We start from the raw sequence: 17615 nt of genomic DNA on the forward strand, positions 1-17615 counted from the left end.
AACAGAAAGACGAGGGTTAGGGAAAATGGCGAAAGCTAAGTTCGAGCGGACGAAGCCGCACTGCAATATCGGCACCATCGGTCACGTCGACCATGGCAAGACGTCGCTCACTGCGGCGATCACGAAGGTCCTCGCCGAGACCGGCGGCGCGACGTTCGTGGACTATGCGAACATCGACAAGGCGCCGGAAGAGCGTGAGCGCGGCATCACCATCTCGACGGCGCACGTCGAGTATGAGACCGGCGCGCGTCACTATGCGCACGTCGATTGCCCGGGCCACGCCGACTATGTGAAGAACATGATCACCGGCGCCGCCCAGATGGACGGCGCGATCCTGGTCGTGTCCGCCGCCGACGGCCCGATGCCGCAGACCAAGGAGCACATCCTGCTCGCCAAGCAGGTCGGCGTGCCGACCATGGTGGTCTTCCTCAACAAGGTCGATCAGGTCGACGATCCCGAGCTGCTCGAGCTGGTCGAGCTCGAAATCCGCGAGGAGCTCTCCAAGCGCGACTTCGACGGCGACAACATTCCGATCATCGCGGGCTCGGCGCTCGCCGCCCTCGAGGATTCGAACGACGAGATCGGCAAGCAGGCGATCCTGAAGCTGATGGCCGCCGTCGACGAGTGGATCCCGCAGCCGGAGCGTCCGCTGGACAAGCCGTTCCTGATGCCGATCGAGGACGTGTTCTCGATTTCGGGCCGCGGCACGGTCGTCACCGGCCGTGTCGAGACCGGCGTCGTCAAGGTGGGCGAGGAAGTCGAGATCGTCGGCATCAAGGACACCAAGAAGACGACCGTCACCGGCGTCGAGATGTTCCGCAAGCTGCTCGATCAGGGCGAGGCGGGCGACAATATCGGCGCGCTGATCCGCGGCGTCGGCCGTGAGGAAGTCGAGCGCGGCCAGGTTCTGGCCAAGCCGGGTTCGATCACGCCGCACACCGAGTTCACTTCGGAAGTCTATGTGCTTTCGAAGGACGAGGGCGGCCGTCACACGCCGTTCTTCGCGAACTATCGTCCGCAATTCTACTTCCGGACCACGGACGTCACCGGCGAGGTCATCCTTCCCGAGGGCACCGAGATGGTCATGCCCGGCGACAATGTTCAGCTTGCCGTCAAGCTGATCGCGCCGATCGCCATGGACCAGGGTCTGCGCTTCGCGATCCGCGAAGGCGGCCGGACCGTCGGCGCGGGGGTTGTCGCGTCGATCACGAAGTAATATAGGGCGAGCCGCTCGGGTCTCTCGGGAGATTCGGGCGGCTCGCTTTTTATGAGTGTGTCAGGCCATTCCGGGCCTTTCGGGTCCGGACCGGCCATATTTGTTTTCGGCCCTTCGGGGTGGCTCTTTCGCATCGGTAATGGACATGGAAACGCAGAATATCCGCATTCGCCTGAAGGCGTTCGATCATCGTGTGCTCGATCAGGCCACCGGCGACATCGCGGACACCGCGCGCCGCACCGGCGCCCTCATTCGCGGCCCCATTCCACTGCCGACGCGCATCGAGAAGTTCACCGTCAACCGGTCGCCGCACGTCGACAAGAAGTCGCGCGAGCAGTTCGAGGTGAGGACGTACAAGCGGCTGCTCGACATCGTGCAGCCCACGCCGCAGACGGTCGACGCGCTGATGAAGCTCGATCTGGCCGCCGGCGTCGACGTCGAGATCAAGCTGGCGTAACGCCAGCCCGAGACAGGGATACCGCCGGGCTTGCCCGGGTCTGCGTCCCCGCCGTTTCGCCTCCGGGCGGGACTTTGGCCCAGGCGGGGCACGCATCGTTTTAGAGGGTCAGCACGCCCCCGAGCCGTTTCGGATCGGGGGCCTCTGTATGAGGAGTATGGATCATGCGCACTGGCGTGATCGCGAAGAAAGTGGGGATGACCCGCCTGTTCCAGGAAGATGGCCGGCACGTGCCCGTCACCGTCCTGGCGCTCGACAATCTGCAGGTCGTCGCCCGCCGCGAGGAAGGGCGCGATGGCTATAATGCCGTCCAGCTCGGCGCGGGCGCGGCCAAGGCGAAGAACCTGACCAAGCCGGAGCGCGGCCATTTCGGCAAGGCCGAGGTGGAGCCCAAGGCGAAGGTCGTCGAATTCCGCGTCGCCGAGGATGCGCTCCTCGACGTCGGCTCGGAGATCGCCGCCAGTCATTTCGTCGCCGGCCAGCTGGTCGATATCCAGGGCGTGACCCAGGGCAAGGGCTTTGCCGGCGCGATGAAGCGCTGGGGCTTCGGCGGTCTGCGCGCCACCCACGGCGTCTCCGTTTCGCACCGCTCGCACGGCTCGACCGGCAACCGCCAGGATCCGGGCCGCGTCTTCAAGAACAAGAAGATGGCCGGCCATATGGGCGCGCGCAATCGCACCCAGCAGAATCTGGAAGTCGTGCTGACCGACATTCCGCGCGGCCTGATCTTCGTGAAGGGCTCGGTGCCCGGTCACAAGGGCGGCTGGCTGATCGTCAAGGATTCGGTGAAGGTCGATCGTCATGCCGATGCGCCCTATCCGGCCGGCCTCAAGGAACTGCTGAAGAAGGCGGATCTGGAAGAGGCGCCGATCGCGGGCATGGTCGATGACGGCGCCGTCCACGAAATTCCGGCGCTGCCGAGCGACGAGGAAGTCGCGGCGATCGCCGCCGAGCAGGAAGCCGGCGCGATCGAAGCCGAGGCCGCTGCCGCCGCTGAAGAGACTCCCGCCACCGACGAAGCGACGCCCGAGGGCGACGCGCCGGCGGCCGACGAAAGCAAGGAAGGCTGACATGAAGGTCAAGGTCCAGACCCTCGACGGCAAGGGCAAGGGCTCCGACCTGGAGCTCAACGATGCCGTGTTCGGCGTCGAGCCGCGCGCCGACATCCTGCACCGGGTCGTCACCTGGCAGCTCGAGAAGCGCCGCGGCACCGCCCGCGCCGCCCGCGAGCGGTCCGATGTCGCCCGCACCGGCAAGAAGTTCGGCCGGCAGAAGGGCGGCGGCACCGCCCGTCACGGCGATCGCCGCGCCCCGATCTTCATCGGCGGCGGCAAGGCCCACGGGCCCCGCGTCCGCGATTTCGATCCGTCGCTGAACAAGAAGGTTCGCGCGCTCGGCCTCAGGATGGCGCTCTCGGCGAAGGCCAGGGACGGCAATCTGGTCGTGCTCGACAATCTCGATCTCAGCGAGGCGAAGACCGCCGCGCTGCAGGCGCAGCTCGGCAAGCTCGGCCTCGGCAAGACCGCCCTGGTGATCGACGGCGACGCGCTGAACGTCGGCTTCGCGCACGCTTCGGCCAATCTGCGCGAGATCGATCTCCTCCCGGCGATCGGGGCGAACGTCTACGACATCCTCAATCACGAGACTCTGGTGCTGACCCGCGCCGCGGTCGAAAAGCTGGAGGCCCGGTTCAATGGCTAAGGCGAAGCAGAGCGCGGCGCCGAAGATCGACGTCAATCATTACGACGTCGTTCTCGCCCCCCACATCACCGAGAAGTCGACCCTGCTCAGCGAGCACAATGCGGTCGTCTTCAAGGTCGCGGGCGGTGCCACCAAGCCGCAGATCAAGGCGGCGGTCGAGGCGCTGTTCGGCGTCGGCGTGACCGGCGTCAACACGATCACGTCGAAGGGCAAGACCAAACGCTGGAAGGGCAAGCCCTACACGCGCTCGGACGTCAAGAAGGCGATCGTCACCCTGAAGGACGGCGATAGCATCGACGTCACCACCGGTATCTGAGGCGCGGAACATGGCACTCAAGCAATATAACCCGACGACCTCGTCACAGCGCGGCCTGATCCTCGTCGACAAGTCGGCGCTCTGGAAGGGCAAGCCGGTCAAGGCGCTCGTCGAAGGCAAGCGCAAGACGGGCGGCCGCAACAACAAGGGCCATGTGACGTCGCGCGGCATCGCCGGCGGCCACAAGCAGAAATATCGCGTGATCGATTTCAAGCGCCGCAAGTGGGACCAGCCCGCGACGGTCGAGCGCCTGGAATATGATCCGAACCGGACCGCGTTCATCGCCCTCGTCAAATATGAGGACGGCGAGCTGGCCTATATCCTGGCGCCGCAGCGTCTCGCCCAGGGCGACACGGTGATCGCCGGCAAGAAGGTCGACGTGAAGCCGGGCAACGCGATGGAGCTGGGCCAGATGCCGGTCGGCACCATCGTCCACAATGTGGAGATGAAGGCCGGCAAGGGCGGCCAGATCGCCCGCGCCGCCGGCACCTATGTCCAGGTCGTCGGCCGCGACAAGGGGATGGTGATCGTCCGCCTCAATTCGGGCGAGCAGCGCTATATCCACGCGGCCTGCATGGGCACGGTCGGCGCGGTGTCCAATCCGGACAACCAGAACCAGAATTTCGCCAAGGCCGGCCGCACCCGCTGGAAGGGTCGTCGTCCGCTCACCCGCGGCGTCGCCAAGAACCCGGTCGATCACCCGCATGGCGGCGGCGAAGGCCGCACCTCGGGCGGCCGTCACCCGGTCACTCCGTGGGGCAAGCCCACCAAGGGCGCCCGCACCCGCAAGAACAAGGCGACGGACAAGATGATCATCCGTTCGCGTCACGCGAAGAAGAAGAGGTAGTCATGGCCCGCTCCGTCTGGAAAGGTCCGTTCGTCGAGCTGTCGCTGCTGAAGAAGGCAGAGACCGCGCAGGAGGCCGGTGGCCGCGCCCCGATCAAGACCTGGTCGCGCCGCTCCACCATCCTGCCGCAGTTCGTCGGGCTGACGTTCAACGTCTACAATGGCCGCAAGTTCGTGCCCGTGTCCGTCAACGAGGACATGGTCGGCATGAAGCTCGGCGAGTTCGCGCCGACCCGCTACTTCCCGGGCCACGCCGCCGACAAGAAGGGCAAGAGGTAAGTCATGGGTAAGCCAAAGGCACCCCGCCGCGTCGCCGAGAATGAGGCGCTGTCGGTCGGTACGCAGATCCGCGGCTCCGCGCAGAAGCTCAATCTCGTCGCGGGCCTGATCCGCGGCAAGAAGGCCGACGAGGCGCTGAACATCCTCGCCTTCTCGCCCAAGGCGATGGCGCGCGATGTCCGCAAGGTGCTCGCCTCGGCGATCGCCAATGCGGAGAACAACCACAATCTCGACGTCGACAGCCTCGTCGTCGCCGAGGCCAGCGTCGGCAAGAGCCTGTCGATGAAGCGGTTCGCCACCCGCGCGCGGGGCCGGTCGACCCGGATTGTCAAGCCGTTCAGCCGCATCCGCGTCGTCGTGCGCGAGCAGGAAGAAGCATAATGGGTCAGAAAACCTCTCCGATCGGCCTTCGCCTCCAGATCAACCGGACCTGGGACAGCCGCTGGTATGCGGACGGCGACGATTACGGCCGGCTGCTGCTCGAGGATCTGAAGATCCGCAAGTACATCCTGGAGACGCTGCCGCAGGCCGCGATCTCCAAGGTGGTGATCGAGCGTCCGGCCAAGCTGTGCCGCGTCTCCATCTATGCCGCGCGCCCCGGCGTGATCATCGGCAAGAAGGGTTCGGACATCGAGAAGCTGCGCAAGAAGCTGGGCTCGATGACCTCTTCGGACGTGTCGCTGAACATCGTCGAGATCCGCAAGCCGGAGATCGACGCCCGCCTGGTCGCGCAGGGCATCGCCGATCAGCTCGAGCGCCGCATCGCCTTCCGCCGCGCCATGAAGCGCGCCGTGCAGTCGTCGATGCGCCTGGGCGCCGAGGGCATCCGCGTCGTCTGCGGCGGCCGTCTCGGCGGCGCCGAGATCGCGCGGACCGAGGGCTATCGCGAGGGCCGGGTGCCGCTGCACACGCTGCGCGCCCATATCGATTATGCCGAAGCGACCGCGCAGACGACTTACGGGGTCTGCGGCGTGAAGGTGTGGATCTTCAAGGGCGAGATTCTCGGCCACGATCCGCTGAGCCAGGACCGGCTGATGATGGAGGCCCAGACCTCCGGCGTCCGTCCGGCCCGCGACGACCGCCGTTAAGGAACGAGTACAATGCTGCAACCCAAACGCACCAAGTTCCGCAAGGCGTTCAAGGGCCGGATTCACGGCGACGCCAAGGGCGGCACCGCGCTGAACTTCGGCGCCTTCGGCCTGAAGGCGATGGCGCCGGAGCGCATCACCGCGCGCCAGATCGAAGCGGCCCGCCGCGCGATCACCCGCCACATCAAGCGCCAGGGGCGCCTGTGGATCCGCATCTTCCCGGACGTTCCCGTCTCGTCGAAGCCGGCCGAAGTCCGCATGGGCTCGGGCAAGGGCTCGCCGGAATATTGGGTCGCCCGCGTGAAGCCCGGCCGCATCCTGTTCGAGCTGGACGGCGTGCCCGGCCCGCTCGCCAAGGCCGCGTTCGAGCGCGCCGCGGAGAAGCTGCCGATCAAGACCAAGGTGGTCGCCCGCCTTGGCGAATCCCTGCTTGAGGACGCCTGACATGGCCAAGTTCGACGAGATTCAGAAAGAGACCGACGACCAGCTGAGCGATCGGCTGATCGAGCTGAAGCGCGAGCAGTTCAACCTGCGCTTCCAGGCGGCCACCAATCAGATCGAGAAGCCGTCGCGCGTCCGCGAGGTCCGCCGCGACATCGCCCGCATCAAGACGGCGCAGAACGAGCGCGCCCGCGCCGCCAAAGCGCAGGCCTGAGGAGTATATCGATGCCCAAGCGCGTCATGACCGGCACCGTGGTGTCCGACAAGACCGACAAGACCGTGGTGGTCCTGGTCGAGCGGCGGGTGAAGCACCCGCTCTACGGCAAGATCATCAAGCTCTCGAAGAAGTATCACGCCCATGACGAGGCGAACGAGTTCAAGGCGGGCGAGACCGTGCGGATCGAGGAGACCGCGCCGATCTCGAAGCTGAAGACCTGGAAGGTGCTCGACCGGGTCGACACCCATGCGACGCCGGAAAAGGCGGCGCCGAAGGGCAAGAGCAAGGCGAAGAAGGCCGACACCGAGGCGCCCGCCCCGGCCGAGGCCGAGACCGCCGAAGCGTAAGCGAGTTCAACTGATCGCCGGACGGGTTCCGGTTGAAGTGAAGAGAAGGAATTGGATCGATGATCCAGATGCAGTCCAACCTTGAGGTCGCCGACAATAGCGGCGCCAAGCGCGTTCAGTGCATCAAGGTGCTGGGCGGTTCGAAGCGGCGCTTCGCCGGCGTGGGCGACATCATCGTCGTCTCCGTCAAGGAAGCCGCGCCGCGCGGCCGCGTGAAGAAGGGCGACGTCCACAAGGCCGTCATCGTCCGCACCGCCAAGGACATTCACCGTCCTGACGGTTCGACGATCCGCTTCGATTCGAACGCGGCCGTGCTGGTCAACAACAATCAGGAGCCGATCGGCACCCGCATCTTCGGGCCGGTCGTCCGCGAATTGCGCGCGAAGAAGCACATGAAGATCATCAGCCTCGCGCCGGAGGTGCTGTAATGTCCGCCGCCAAGATCAAGAAAGGCGACAAGGTCGTCGTCCTGTCCGGCAAGGACAAGGGCCGTCACGGCGAAGTGACGAAGGTGATGCCGAAGGAGGGCAAGGTGCTCGTCTCCGGCGTCAACGTCGCGGCGCGCCACCGCAAGCCGAGCCAGGCCAATCCGCAGGGTCGGATCGAGCGGAGCGAGGCGCCGCTGCATGTGTCGAAGGTCGCGATCGAGGATCCGAAGTCGGGCAAGCCCACGCGCGTCCGTTTCGAGGTCCGCGACGGGAAGAAGGTCCGGGTCGCGGTCCGGTCCGGGGAGCTGATCAATGGCTGACGCCAAATATGTCGCGCGGATGCGCGCCGATTACGACAATCGCATCGTTCCGGCGATGATCGAGAAGTTCGGCTACAAGAACAGGCTCGAAGTGCCGAAGCTCGAGAAGATCGTGCTCAACATGGGCGTCGGCGAGGCGACCCAGGACAAGAAGAAGGTCGAGACGGCCGCCGCCGAGATGGAGCTGATCGCGGGCCAGAAGCCGGTGATCACCAAGGCGAAGAAGTCGATCGCGCAGTTCAAGCTGCGCGAGGGCATGCCGATCGGCGTGAAGGTCACGTTGCGCCGCGAGCGGATGTACGAGTTCGTCGACCGGCTGGTCACGATCGCGCTGCCGCGCGTGCGCGACTTCCGCGGCCTCAACCCGAAGTCGTTCGACGGCCGCGGCAATTATGCGATGGGTCTCAAGGAGCAGATCGTGTTCCCGGAGATCAACTATGACCGGATCGAGAAGGTCCGCGGCATGGACATCATCGTCACCACCTCTGCGAAGACGGACGAGGAAGCGCGCGAGCTGCTGCGCCTCTTCAACTTCCCGTTCCCGCAGGATCAGGATCAGAAGCAGGCGGCCTGAGGCCCCTGCTTGGATAAGAGGAAGAGAACTTAAGTCATGGCGAAACTGAGTTCCGTGAACAAGAACGAGCGTCGCAAGAAGCTGGCGAAGAAATATGCCGGCCAATATGCGAAGCTGAAGGCGATCGCGAACGACGAGAGCAAGGACGACACCGAGCGTCTCATTGCCCGTCTCAAGATGGCCGAAATCCCGCGCAACGCGAACCCGACCCGCATCCGCAACCGGTGCGAGCTGACGGGGCGCTCGCGCGCTTATTATCGCAAGTTCCGGCTGTCGCGCGTCATGCTGCGCGAACTGGGCAACAAGGGCCTGATCCCGGGCCTCACCAAGTCGAGCTGGTAAGGGCAAAGATATGCCGATGACCGATCCTTTGGGTGATATGCTCACCCGCATCCGCAACGGCCAGCAGGCGAAGAAGGACTCCGTCCTGTCGCCGGCATCGAAGCTGCGCGCCCGCGTGCTCGATGTGCTGCAGCGCGAAGGCTATATCCGCGGCTATTCCGAAGAGGCGTTGGGCGCCCACAAGGGGCTGCGGATCGAGCTGAAATATTTCGAGGGCCAGCCGGCGATCCAGCACGTGGCCCGCGTGTCCAAGCCGGGCCGCCGCGTCTATTCCGGTTCGCAGGAACTGCCGCGCGTGCGCAACGGCCTGGGCATCACCATCGTCTCGACGCCCCGCGGCGTTCTGTCGGACGCCGAAGCGCGGTCGCAGAATGTCGGCGGCGAAGTGCTCGCGGAGGTGTTCTGATGTCCCGCATCGGTAAGCGGCCGGTGGAGCTTCCGTCCGGCGTGACGGCCACCACCGAAGGCCAGATCCTGTCGGTGAAGGGGCCGAAGGGCACGCTCACGCTGCAGATGCGTGACGAGATCAGCTACGAGATCGGCGAAGGCGCGATCAGCGTTCAGCCGGCCAATGCGACCAAGCAGGCGCGGGCCTTCTGGGGCATGCAGCGCACCCTGGTCCAGAATCTCGTGACCGGCGTGACCGAGGGCTTCACCAAGGTCCTGGAAATCACCGGCGTCGGCTATCGCGCCGCGGCGCAGGGCAAGAATCTGCGCCTGCAGCTCGGCTACAGCCACGACGTCAACATCGCGGTGCCGGAAGGCCTGGAGGTGAAGACGCCCGATCAGACCACGGTCGAGATCAGCGGCATCGATCGCCAGAAGGTCGGCCAGCTCGCCGCCGAGATCCGCCGCTGGCGCAAGCCCGAGCCCTACAAGGGCAAGGGCATCAAGTATCGCGGCGAATATATCTTCCGCAAGGAAGGGAAGAAGAAGTAAGCCATGGCGAAGATCAACAACTTCGATAAGCGGCGCCAGCGCGTCCGCACGTCGCTCCGCCAGCGTGCTGGCGACCGCGCCCGCCTCAGCGTCTATCGCTCGGGCCGGCACATCTATGCGCAGGTCATCGTCGATGGCGAGGGCCGCACGATCGCGTCCGCCTCGACGCTGGAGAAGGACGCCCGTGCCAAGACCGGCGCGACCGTCGCCAGCGCGCAGGCCGTGGGCAAGCGGCTCGCCGAGCGTGCCAAGGCCGCCGGCATCACCAAGGTCGTCTTCGATCGCGGCGGCTTCCTGTTCCACGGTCGCGTGAAGGCGCTTGCCGACGCCGCCCGCGAAGGCGGATTGGAGTTCTAAAGACATGTCCGACGAAAACACCCAGACCCCTGAAGGCGAGGCAGCAGCCCCCGAGGCCGCGCCGGTTCAGGCTCCGGCCGAAGGCGGCGATCGCCCCGAAGGCCGCGGCCCGCGCGGTCCGCGCGGCGGCCGGGGCCGTGGCGGCGGCGATCGTGGCGGCCGTGGCGGCCGGCGCGACGACAATCGCCGTGGCGGCCGTGGCGGCGACGAGGAGGGCGGCGAGGAGCTGATCGAGAAGCTCGTCCACATCAATCGCGTCTCCAAGACGGTGAAGGGCGGCAAGCGCTTCGGCTTCGCGGCGCTCGTGGTGGTCGGCGACGGCAAGGGCCGTGCCGGCTTCGGCCACGGCAAGGCCCGCGAAGTGCCGGAGGCGATCTCCAAGGCGACCGCGGCGGCCAAGAAGGCGATGGTCCGCGTGCCGCTGCGCGAGGGCCGCACCCTGCACCATGACGGTCTCGGCCATTTCGGCGCCGGCCGCGTCTATGTCCGTTCGGCCCCGGCCGGCACCGGCATCATCGCCGGCGGCCCCATGCGTGCGGTCTTCGAGAGCTTGGGGGTGGCGGATGTCGTCACCAAGTCGATCGGCACGTCCAACCCCTACAACATGATCCGCGCGACCTTCGAGGCGCTCGGCGAGCAGACCTCGCCCAAGAGCGTCGCGCAGCGCCGGGGCAAGAAGATCGCCGACCTGATGGCGCGCCGCGAAGGGCTCTCCGCGGCGGAAGCCGAGGCTCAGGCCGAAGCGGTCGCGGAGTGAGCGAGATGGCGAAGCTGAAGATCACCCAGACGGGTTCTCCGATCCGTCGCACCAAGGACCAGCGGGCGACGCTCGCCGGCCTGGGCCTGAACAAGATGCACAAGACGGTCGAGCTGGACGACACCCCCGAGGTGCGCGGCATGATCCGAGCGGTGCGGCATATGGTGACGGTCGAGGGCTAAGTCCTCCTCCGATCCTGCGCGACAAAAGCGAAAGCGAGTGCAAAGACGATGAAACTCAACGACATCCGCGACAACAAGGGCGCCCGCAAGAGCCGGGTGCGCGTCGGCCGGGGCATCGGCTCGGGCCTGGGCAAGACCGCCGGGCGCGGCCAGAAGGGCCAGAAGAGCCGCTCGGGCGTCTCGATCTGGGGCTTCGAGGGCGGCCAGATGCCGCTCCACATGCGGCTGCCGAAGCGCGGCTTCAACAATCCGTTCGCCAAGGATTATGCCGAGGTGAATCTGGGCGCGGTCCAGAAGCTGGTCGATGCCAAGAAGCTCGATGCCAAGGGTGTCGTCGATCATGACGCGCTGAAGGCGGCGGGCGTGGCGCGCGGCGGCAAGGACGGGGTCCGGCTGCTCGGCAAGGGCGCGCTGACCGCCAAGCTCAGCTTCAAGGTCGCGGGCGTCTCGAAGGGCGCGCGCGAGGCGATCGAGAAGGCCGGCGGCTCCGTCGAGGTTATCGAGATCGTGCCGGCCGCCGACAAGGCCGCCGCCAAGAAGGGCAAGAGCGAGCGCCGGGCCAAGAAGGCACAGGCCTGAACCCCGTCGCTTGCGGTAAAGGCTGACAAGCCGGAACCGGTCACTATATGAAGCGGCGGGGGGTCGAACGGCCCGCCGCCGCTTTCATCTTTTGCAAGGCAAGAACGACCCATGGCATCCACCGCCGACCAGATGGTCGCCAATCTCAACCTGGCGAATTTCGCCAAGGCGACCGAGCTCAAGAAAAGGCTGTGGTTCACGCTCGGCGCGCTCGTCGTCTTCCGCCTGCTGTCGTTCGTGCCGCTGCCCGGCATCGATCCGCGCTCGCTGGCCGCCTTGTTCGATACCACGCGCGGCGGCGTGCTCGATTTCGTCAACATGTTCTCGGGCGGCGGCCTGGAGCGCATGAGCCTGATCGCGCTGGGCGTGATGCCCTACATCACCGCGTCGATCGTCATGCAGCTCGCCAGCTCGATGTCGCCGACGCTCGCGGCCCTCAAGAAAGAGGGCGAGAGCGGGCGCAAGAAAATCAACCAGTACACCCGCTACGGCACCGTTTTGCTCTGCACGATCCAGGGCTATTTCATGGCCGTGGCGCTGGAAAGCTGGGGTGCCGGCTCCGGCCAGTCGGCGGTGATCGATCCCGGCATGATGTTCCGCATCACCGTGGTGATCAGCCTGGTCGGCGGCACGATGTTCCTGATGTGGCTGGGCGAGCAGATCACCAGCCGGGGGGTCGGCAACGGCATCTCGCTCATCATCATGGCGGGCATCGTCGCCCAGCTGCCCACGGCGCTCGCCCAGCTGTTCGAAGGCGGCCGCACCGGCAGCCTCGATCCGTTCATCATCTTCGTCATCATGGCGCTGGCGGTCGCGCTCGTGTTGTTCATCTGCTTCATGGAACGCGCGCAGCGCCGGGTGCTGATCCAGTATCCCAAGCGCCAGAGCGCGCGCGGCCAGATCCAGCAGGAGCGCAGCCACCTGCCGCTCAAGGTCAACAGCGCGAACGTGATCCCGCCGATCTTCGCCTCGTCGCTGCTGCTGATGCCGCTGACCATCGCGCAATTCGCCGGTCAGCAGCAGGAAGCGGATACCGTCTGGGGCGAGTTCATGATCACGCTCACGACGTCGCTGCAGCACGGCGCGCCGCTCTACATGTTCCTCTATGGCGCGCTGATCGTCTTCTTCTGCTTCTTCTATACCGCCGTCGTCTTCAATCCGGAGGAGACGGCCGAGAATCTGAAGAAGCATGGCGGCTTCATTCCGGGCATCCGGCCGGGCAAGCGCACCCAGGAATATCTGGATTACGTGCTCACCCGCATCACCGTGGTCGGCGCGTCCTATCTGACGCTGACCTGCCTCATCCCGGAATATCTGATCGCGCGGGCGGGCATCCCCTTCTATCTGGGCGGCACCAGCCTGATCATCGTCGTCAATGTGACGATGGACACGGTGACCCAGATCCAGAGCCACCTGCTGGCGCATCAATATGGCGACCTCATCAAGAAGGCGAAGCTGAAGAGCGGGGGACCGCGGCGCGTCTAGCCGCGTGGCGCAAGCGGGGGTCGGATCATGACGGCGATGAACATCATCCTGCTCGGGCCGCCGGGCGCCGGCAAGGGCACGCAGGCGGACCGGCTGGTCGACGATCGCGGCATGGTCCAGCTGTCCACCGGCGACATGCTGCGCGCCGCCGTCAGGGCCGGCACGCCGGTCGGGCTCAAGGCGAAGGCGGTGATGGAGGCGGGCGAGCTCGTCTCCGACGAGATCGTCTCTGCGCTGATCGACGACAAGCTGGCGGAGATGGGCCCGGACACCGGCGCGATATTCGACGGCTATCCGCGCACCGCCGCCCAGGCCGACTCGCTTGAGGACATCCTGGCGAAGCATGGCCGCGCGCTCGATCATGTGATCGAGCTGGAGGTGGACGAGGACGCCCTGGTCGATCGCATCACCGGCCGCTTCACCTGCGCAAGCTGCGGCGAGGGCTATCACGACCGCTACAAGCGCCCGGCGGTGGACGGCACTTGCGACGAATGTGGCGGCCACGACTTCAAGCGCCGGCCGGACGACAATGAGGAGACGGTGCGTACCCGCATGGCCGAATATCGGGCCAAGACCGCACCGATCCTGCCGCTCTACGAAGCGCGCGACCTTGTCCGCCGCGTCGACGGCATGGGCACCATCGCCGAAGTCGGCGCCGCCGTGGACGCGATCCTGGACGGCTGACCGCAGCACTTGAACGATCGTTCAAACGATGCTTTCCTTGCTTGGCAGGGAGGGGAAGAATCATGCGCATCGCGATCCTGACCGCCGCCTTGGCGCTTGCCGCGCCCGCGGCCGGCGAGGTCAAATCCGTCTCCGCCGCCGGCTTCGAGGTCGAAAATCGCGTCACCGTGCCCGCCCCGCCGGCCGAGGCGTATGCGGCGCTGGCACGGATCGGCCAGTGGTGGCCGAGCGATCACAGCTGGTCCGGCGCAGCGGCGAACATGACGCTTGACCCGCGCGCCGGCGGCTGCTTCTGCGAGGCGCTGCCCGGTTCGGGCGGCTCGGTCGAGCATGGCCGGGTCGTCTTCGCCCAGCCGGGGCAAATGCTGCGCCTCAACGCCGCGCTCGGCCCGCTGCAGGGCGAAGCCGTGACGGGCACGCTCACCTTTGCCTTCGCGCCGGCGGAGGGCGGCGGCACGGAGATCGTCATGAACTACCTCGTCGGCGGCCTGATCCGCGGCCCCGGCCCGGAGGGTTTCGCGCCGATCGTGGACCGGGTCACGGCGCTGCAACTCGATGGCCTTCGCGCGCATCTGACGCGCTGAGCGGGAAGGCTTGGAATCGCCGAAAAAATGCTATGCTCCGGCGCCGCGCGACTCCGGTTCTCCGGCCGGCGCGTCATCATATGAGCGAGGGGGTAGGGTATGAGCACGGGTGCCAGCGAGCATGTCGATCTTTCGGGCTTCATGGAGGGCGTGAAGCGGCGCAATCCGGGCCAGCCCGAATTCGTCCAGGCGGTCCAGGAGGTGGCCGAGGACATTTTCGAGTTCATGGACGACAAGGAAGATTATCATCGCTGGCAGATCCTGCGCCGCATCGCCGAGCCCGACCGGATCGTTTCCTTCCGCGTCTGCTGGGAGGACGACAATCACAATATCCGCGTCCAGCGCGGCTATCGCGTCCAGAACAACAATGCGATCGGCCCCTATAAGGGCGGTATCCGCTTCCATCCCAGCGTGAACGAGAGCATCCTCAAGTTCCTCGCCTTCGAGCAGACCTTCAAGAACGCGCTGACCGGCCTGCCGATGGGCGGCGGCAAGGGCGGCGCGAACTTCAATCCGAAGGGCAAGTCGGACGGCGAGATCATGCGCTTCTGCCAGTCCTTCATGACCGAGCTCTACCGCCATATCGGCGCAGACGTGGACGTGCCGGCGGGCGATATCGGCGTCGGTGGGCGCGAGATCGGCTACATGTTCGGCCAGTACAAGCGGATCACCAACCAGTTCACCGGCGTCCTGACCGGCAAGGGCATGGAATATGGCGGCTCGCTGATCCGCCCGGAGGCGACCGGCTATGGCGCGGTCTATTTCCTCGAGAACATGCTGAAGACCAAGGACCGCGATCTCACCGGCCTGTCCGCCGTCATCTCCGGCTCCGGCAATGTCGCGACCCATGCGGCGGAGAAGATCAACCAATTGGGCGGCAAGGTGCTGACCCTGTCCGACAGCCAGGGCTTCGTCCACGATCCGGACGGCATCACCCAGGAGAAGATCGACTGGGTGAAGGCCCACAAGACCCGCCGGCGCGGCCGGATCGCCGATTATGCCGAGGAATACAGGAACGCGACCTTCCACGAGGGCAAAACGCCCTGGGGCGTGACATGCGACGTGGCGCTCCCCTGCGCGACCCAGAACGAATTGCTCGGCGAGGATGCGCGCACCCTGGTCAAGAACGGCTGTATCGGCGTCAGCGAAGGCGCCAACATGCCGACCGACCTGGAGGGCGTGCACGTCTTCAAGGACGCGAAGCTCCTCTACGCCCCCGGCAAGGCCTCCAATGCCGGCGGCGTCGCCGTCTCCGGCCTGGAGATGAGCCAGAACAGCGAGCGCCGCGCCTGGAAGGAAAGCGAGCTCCAGCAGATGCTCAAGGACATCATGGAGGGCATCCACAAAAGCTGCCTGGAATATGGCGACCGCGGCGGCGGCTATACCGACTATGTGAAGGGCGCGAACATTGCCGGCTTCAAGAAGGTCGCGGACGCGATGCTGGCGTTTGGGGTCGTTTGAAGCCCCGAGCTTAAGCCGGAAAACGCGAATGCGGTTTCCGGCTTAAGCGAAGAGAGGCGGAAAACCGGACGGCGGGTCGGCTCCGCCGAACCCGACCGACGGCGCGGCTTTGCCGCGACGCTAGCCCATTCCCCTCACACCCGTTCGGGCTGAGCTTGTCGAAGCCCTGCCCTTCTCTTCTGCCGCAAGGAGGGACAGCCCTTCGACAAGCTCAGGGCGAACGGTGCGGGAGAAATCCCCGGAGCTACCCTCGCCGCCCCTTCGCCTTCGCTCCCTTCCGATACGGCTTGGCCTGATGCCGCGCCGGCGGCGGCCCACCGCCGCGCCGGTTCGCCCGCGCCGCCTCGCGCGGCGACCCCTGCACCGGTTCGATCCGGATATCGCCCTCGCCGTCCGCGTCCCGGCCCGCAGTCCGCTTCAAGGCCGCGGCGAACTTGCCCGCCGCCTCGCGCCGCACCTCGAACATCGTCTCGTTCGCCGCGATCCGGATCGCGCCGATCTCGCTCTTGGTGATGTGCCCGCGCCGGCACAGCAAAGGCAGCAGCCAGCGCGGATCGGCGTTGTGCCGCCGTCCGACATCCATCCGGAACCAGATCGTGTCCTCGAAGCCGGGGCGCGGCCCCTCGGGGCGCTGCGGCCTGGTACTGGCGTCGGACAATTCCTCCGCCGCCGGCAGCCGGGCGCGATGCGTGCGGACCAAGGCGGCGGCGATCTCCTCGGGCGATTTCTCTTCGAGCAGCCGCGCGGCCAGCTCCCGATCCTCGTCCTCGATCTCGACCGGCGCGAGCAGGGCCGCCAGCATCCGCTCGCGGTCGGCCCGCGCGATGTCCGCCGGCGTCGGCGGCGCGATCCACTGCGTCTCGATCCGCGCGCCGCGCATCACCACCTCGACCCGGCGACGGCGCGGATAGGGGACGATGAGCACGGCGATGCCCTTCTTGCCCGCCCGTCCGGTGCGCCCCGAACGGTGCTGGAGCGTCTCCGCGTCGCGCGGCAGCTCGACATGGACGACCAGGCTGAGCTTCGGCAGGTCGATCCCCCGCGCCGCCACGTCGGTCGCGACCAGGATGCGGGCGCGCCCGTCGCGCAGCGCCTGCAGCGCATGGTTGCGCTCGCTCTGGCTGTGCTCGCCGGACAGCGCCACGGCGTTGAAGCCGCGCTCGGTCAGGCTGGAATGGAGCCGCCGCACATTGTCCCGCGTGGCGCAGAACAAAAGGGCCGAATCCGCTTCGTGCAGCCGCAGCAGGTTGACCACCGCATGCTCGATCTCGGCCGGCGCCACGGTCATCGCCTGATAGGTGATGTCGCCATGGCCGCGCTCTTCGCCGATCGTCGAGATGCGCAGCGCGTCGCGCTGATAGCGTCTGGCGAGCGCCACGATCGGCTTCGGCATGGTCGCGGAGAAGAGCAGGGTGCGCCGTTCCTGTGGCGTCGCGTCGAGGATCTCCTCCAGATCCTCGCGAAAGCCCATGTCGAGCATCTCGTCCGCCTCGTCGAGCACGGCGACCCGCAGCGCCGAAAGGTCCAGCGCGCCACGCTCCAGATGGTCGCGCAGCCGTCCCGGCGTGCCGACCACGACATGGGCGCCGTGGGACAGGTTGCGGCGCTCCTTCGACGGGTCCATCCCGCCGACGCAGGTCGCGATCCGCGCGCCCGCCTTGCCGTAGAGCCAGATCAGCTCGCGGCTGACCTGGAGCGCCAGCTCGCGCGTCGGCGCGATGACCAAAGCCAGCGGCGCGCCGGCCGGAGGAAGGGCGCCGCCCTCCAGCAATTGCGGCGCGATGGCGAGGCCGAAGGCGACGGTCTTGCCGGAGCCCGTCTGGGCGGAAACGATGAGGTCGCGGCCATCGGCCTCGGCCTCCAGTACGGCGGCCTGCACCGGCGTCGGCGCCGCATAGCCGCGCGCGGCAAGTGCCTCGCCGAGCAGCGGCGGAAGATGTTCGAATGTCATATGTCGTCCAGTTGCGGTGTCGGCGCGGAGCGCGCCCGCGCACCATGTCATGCGGGCAAAGGCT

General features: G+C 66.6%; 27 protein-coding genes. 26 read left to right on the forward strand and 1 reads right to left on the reverse strand.

Features of this window, described 5'->3' with window-relative positions; translation table 11 throughout:
• The first annotated feature begins 25 nt into the window (after positions 1 to 25).
• From tuf to gdhA, 26 genes are all read left to right on the forward strand, one after another.
• Complete coding sequence (gene tuf, locus KF780_05705) at positions 26 to 1216, forward strand: elongation factor Tu (GenBank protein MBX3561291.1); 1191 nt, start codon at positions 26 to 28, stop codon at positions 1214 to 1216.
• A 145-nt stretch (positions 1217 to 1361) separates the two neighbouring features.
• Complete coding sequence (rpsJ, locus tag KF780_05710) at positions 1362 to 1673, forward strand: 30S ribosomal protein S10 (protein MBX3561292.1); 312 nt, start codon at positions 1362 to 1364, stop codon at positions 1671 to 1673.
• A 164-nt stretch (positions 1674 to 1837) separates the two neighbouring features.
• Complete coding sequence (gene rplC, locus KF780_05715; protein MBX3561293.1) at positions 1838 to 2743, forward strand: 50S ribosomal protein L3; 906 nt, start codon at positions 1838 to 1840, stop codon at positions 2741 to 2743.
• 1 nt (position 2744) lies between these two features.
• A complete protein-coding gene (rplD, locus tag KF780_05720) occupies positions 2745 to 3374 on the forward strand; it encodes a 50S ribosomal protein L4 (protein ID MBX3561294.1) in 630 nt (209 codons plus the stop codon).
• A complete protein-coding gene (locus KF780_05725) occupies positions 3367 to 3690 on the forward strand; it encodes a 50S ribosomal protein L23 (protein MBX3561295.1) in 324 nt (107 codons plus the stop codon). The genes rplD and KF780_05725 overlap by 8 nt, the downstream gene beginning before the upstream one ends.
• Before the next feature lie 10 nt (positions 3691 to 3700).
• Entirely contained in the window at positions 3701 to 4537 is an 837-nt protein-coding gene (rplB, locus tag KF780_05730; GenBank protein ID MBX3561296.1) for a 50S ribosomal protein L2, read from the forward strand.
• 2 nt (positions 4538 to 4539) lie between these two features.
• Positions 4540 to 4815, forward strand: coding sequence for a 30S ribosomal protein S19 (rpsS, locus tag KF780_05735; GenBank protein ID MBX3561297.1), 276 nt, complete (start codon positions 4540 to 4542; stop codon positions 4813 to 4815).
• A gap of 3 nt (positions 4816 to 4818) precedes the next feature.
• Positions 4819 to 5196, forward strand: coding sequence for a 50S ribosomal protein L22 (gene rplV, locus KF780_05740; GenBank protein ID MBX3561298.1), 378 nt, complete (start codon positions 4819 to 4821; stop codon positions 5194 to 5196).
• Positions 5196 to 5903, forward strand: coding sequence for a 30S ribosomal protein S3 (rpsC, locus tag KF780_05745; GenBank protein MBX3561299.1), 708 nt, complete (start codon positions 5196 to 5198; stop codon positions 5901 to 5903). The genes rplV and rpsC overlap by 1 nt, the downstream gene beginning before the upstream one ends.
• Positions 5904 to 5915: 12 nt before the next feature.
• Entirely contained in the window at positions 5916 to 6347 is a 432-nt protein-coding gene (rplP, locus tag KF780_05750) for a 50S ribosomal protein L16 (GenBank protein MBX3561300.1), read from the forward strand.
• 1 nt (position 6348) lies between these two features.
• Positions 6349 to 6558, forward strand: coding sequence for a 50S ribosomal protein L29 (gene rpmC / locus KF780_05755; GenBank protein ID MBX3561301.1), 210 nt, complete (start codon positions 6349 to 6351; stop codon positions 6556 to 6558).
• Between the two features lie 11 nt (positions 6559 to 6569).
• Positions 6570 to 6908: a 30S ribosomal protein S17 gene (gene rpsQ / locus KF780_05760; protein ID MBX3561302.1), complete on the forward strand. Its 339-nt coding sequence runs from the start codon at positions 6570 to 6572 to the stop codon at positions 6906 to 6908.
• A gap of 59 nt (positions 6909 to 6967) precedes the next feature.
• A complete protein-coding gene (gene rplN, locus KF780_05765; GenBank protein ID MBX3561303.1) occupies positions 6968 to 7336 on the forward strand; it encodes a 50S ribosomal protein L14 in 369 nt (122 codons plus the stop codon).
• Positions 7336 to 7656: a 50S ribosomal protein L24 gene (gene rplX, locus KF780_05770; GenBank protein MBX3561304.1), complete on the forward strand. Its 321-nt coding sequence runs from the start codon at positions 7336 to 7338 to the stop codon at positions 7654 to 7656. Before rplN ends, rplX begins: the two co-directional genes overlap by 1 nt.
• Positions 7649 to 8230 carry a 50S ribosomal protein L5 gene (gene rplE / locus KF780_05775; GenBank protein ID MBX3561305.1) on the forward strand — a complete coding sequence of 194 codons (582 nt, stop codon included), beginning with the start codon at positions 7649 to 7651 and terminating at the stop codon, positions 8228 to 8230. The genes rplX and rplE overlap by 8 nt, the downstream gene beginning before the upstream one ends.
• 36 nt (positions 8231 to 8266) lie before the next feature.
• Positions 8267 to 8572, forward strand: coding sequence for a 30S ribosomal protein S14 (gene rpsN / locus KF780_05780; protein ID MBX3561306.1), 306 nt, complete (start codon positions 8267 to 8269; stop codon positions 8570 to 8572).
• A 10-nt stretch (positions 8573 to 8582) separates the two neighbouring features.
• Positions 8583 to 8978 carry a 30S ribosomal protein S8 gene (gene rpsH, locus KF780_05785; protein ID MBX3561307.1) on the forward strand — a complete coding sequence of 132 codons (396 nt, stop codon included), beginning with the start codon at positions 8583 to 8585 and terminating at the stop codon, positions 8976 to 8978.
• Positions 8978 to 9511, forward strand: a complete 534-nt coding sequence (rplF, locus tag KF780_05790; GenBank protein MBX3561308.1) for a 50S ribosomal protein L6 — start codon at positions 8978 to 8980, stop codon at positions 9509 to 9511. The genes rpsH and rplF overlap by 1 nt, the downstream gene beginning before the upstream one ends.
• A gap of 3 nt (positions 9512 to 9514) precedes the next feature.
• The gene (rplR, locus tag KF780_05795) at positions 9515 to 9868 is read left to right on the forward strand and encodes a 50S ribosomal protein L18 (protein ID MBX3561309.1); all 354 of its coding nucleotides are present in this window, start codon (positions 9515 to 9517) and stop codon (positions 9866 to 9868) included.
• 226 nt (positions 9869 to 10094) lie between these two features.
• The gene (gene rpsE / locus KF780_05800) at positions 10095 to 10625 is read left to right on the forward strand and encodes a 30S ribosomal protein S5 (GenBank protein ID MBX3561310.1); all 531 of its coding nucleotides are present in this window, start codon (positions 10095 to 10097) and stop codon (positions 10623 to 10625) included.
• Between the two features lie 5 nt (positions 10626 to 10630).
• A complete protein-coding gene (gene rpmD, locus KF780_05805) occupies positions 10631 to 10807 on the forward strand; it encodes a 50S ribosomal protein L30 (GenBank protein ID MBX3561311.1) in 177 nt (58 codons plus the stop codon).
• A gap of 48 nt (positions 10808 to 10855) precedes the next feature.
• Entirely contained in the window at positions 10856 to 11386 is a 531-nt protein-coding gene (gene rplO, locus KF780_05810; protein MBX3561312.1) for a 50S ribosomal protein L15, read from the forward strand.
• A gap of 111 nt (positions 11387 to 11497) precedes the next feature.
• Positions 11498 to 12871 (forward strand): preprotein translocase subunit SecY, encoded by a 1374-nt coding sequence (gene secY, locus KF780_05815; GenBank protein MBX3561313.1) that lies wholly within the window; start codon positions 11498 to 11500, stop codon positions 12869 to 12871.
• Positions 12872 to 12907: 36 nt separating this feature from the next.
• The gene (locus tag KF780_05820) at positions 12908 to 13555 is read left to right on the forward strand and encodes an adenylate kinase (protein ID MBX3561314.1); all 648 of its coding nucleotides are present in this window, start codon (positions 12908 to 12910) and stop codon (positions 13553 to 13555) included.
• Between the two features lie 62 nt (positions 13556 to 13617).
• Positions 13618 to 14139, forward strand: a complete 522-nt coding sequence (locus tag KF780_05825; protein ID MBX3561315.1) for an SRPBCC family protein — start codon at positions 13618 to 13620, stop codon at positions 14137 to 14139.
• A gap of 141 nt (positions 14140 to 14280) precedes the next feature.
• On the forward strand, positions 14281 to 15600 hold the full coding sequence (gene gdhA, locus KF780_05830; GenBank protein ID MBX3561316.1) for an NADP-specific glutamate dehydrogenase: 1320 nt from the start codon (positions 14281 to 14283) through the stop codon (positions 15598 to 15600).
• A gap of 244 nt (positions 15601 to 15844) precedes the next feature.
• Here the strand turns inward: gdhA and KF780_05835 are convergent, their stop codons facing one another.
• Positions 15845 to 17551, reverse strand: a complete 1707-nt coding sequence (locus tag KF780_05835; GenBank protein MBX3561317.1) for a DEAD/DEAH box helicase — start codon at positions 17549 to 17551, stop codon at positions 15845 to 15847.
• Between the last annotated feature and the right edge of the window lie 64 nt (positions 17552 to 17615).

Origin of the sequence: Sphingomonas sp. (assembly GCA_019635535.1) — a bacterium.
Lineage (GTDB): Bacteria > Pseudomonadota > Alphaproteobacteria > Sphingomonadales > Sphingomonadaceae > Allosphingosinicella.